General features: G+C 63.2%; 1 protein-coding gene. It reads right to left on the minus strand.

Going from position 1 to position 1379, the window contains the following annotated elements; all coding sequences use genetic code 11:
• Positions 1-62: 62 nt before the first annotated feature.
• On the minus strand, positions 63-1196 hold the full coding sequence (locus P0D89_RS53020; RefSeq protein ID WP_408379637.1) for a CaiB/BaiF CoA transferase family protein: 1134 nt from the start codon (positions 1194-1196) through the stop codon (positions 63-65).
• Positions 1197-1379 lie beyond the last annotated feature (183 nt).

The following is a 1379-nucleotide window of genomic DNA, read 5'->3' on the forward strand; positions in this document are numbered from 1 at the left end:
TTTTCTTTGCCGCGCTGCCCGGTGAGACATCTTTGTCTCATCTCGGGGAGCGCGGCGCTGTCTCACGCGCGCAGAGGCCCGAGGATTTCTTCGTTGTGTTCGCCGAGCACCGGCGGGGGAACAATCGCAAGCGAGCGTTCGCCGTTGTAGCTCACCGGACTGCGCACGGTCCTGTATTCGCCCATAGTGGCGTGGCGTGCGGACACCAGCAGTTCCAGATGCTTCGCCTGCGGGTCTTCCAGCGCCTCGCTGGCGTCGTACATCGGCGCATGCGGCACGTCCTGCGCGAGCAGCAGGCGACACCATTCGTCGCGGTCGCGTTCGACGAACACTCCGGTGAGGACCTCGATCATGGCTTCCTGGTTGTCGATGCGCCCCTCCCGCGTCGAAAAGCGCGGGTCGTCGAGCAAGCCGGGTCTACCGATCACCATGGCGAGCCCCTGCCAGAATTTTTCCGGCGACGACATGTGCAGCGCGAGCCACTTGCCATCCCGGCATTTCATCACGTACGACTGCGAGACCATCGGCCGGCTGTAGGGTCCCATCACCTCGTTGGCCGAATAGTAGTGCGTGAACGCATCCATGTTGAAGTGGGTCATGGCCTCGAGCATCGACACTTCCACGCTCAGGCCCGTTCCGGTGCGTGCGCGCTCCTGCAGCGCCCCGAGAATGCCGTAGGCGGCGTAGAAACCCGTGATCGAATCAGCGATCGCCGGTCCAACCACACGCGGGTTCTCCGGATTGACCAGCAGTCCGAGGAATCCACTGGCAGCCTGCGCGACCGTATCGTACGCCGGGCGACCCATGGAAGGCCCCGACTGGCCGAAGCCGCTGATCGAACAGTAGATCAGGCGAGGATTGATCGCACGAAGACGCGCTTCGTCCACATTCAGGCGCGCCGCCGCGCCAGGTCGAAAGTTCTGGATGTATACATCCGCCGTACGGATGAGTTCATCGAAAGCGGCGAGATCGCCGGCATCTTTCGTGTTGAGTGTGACGCTGCGCTTGTTGCGGTTGTACGTCTGGAAGTGCGGGCTGTACAGGCCGCCGCGAAATGCCCGGAAGGGGTCACCCGCGCCGGGCTGCTCGACCTTGACGACGTCGGCGCCGAGGTCGCCAAGCAGCATCCCCGTGGCCGGTCCGGTAATGAAGGTGCCCTGCTCAATAACGCGAATGTTCTGCAATACCTTGATCACTTCGATTGCTCCATATGCGGCAGCGCCGCGTTGTGTTCCGGGAGTGCCTGTTCACGCGACGTACTTGATCGCGCTTTCACCGGCATGCGCCAGTGCGAAGCCAATCGGCTCCACGCTCTCTTCCAGCAGGTGGGCGACGAGGCTCACGCTGCGCGCGACGAGCGGCACGCCTTTCAAGGCCTT

The organism is Paraburkholderia sp. RL18-085-BIA-A (assembly GCF_046027075.1).
Lineage (GTDB): Bacteria > Pseudomonadota > Gammaproteobacteria > Burkholderiales > Burkholderiaceae > Paraburkholderia.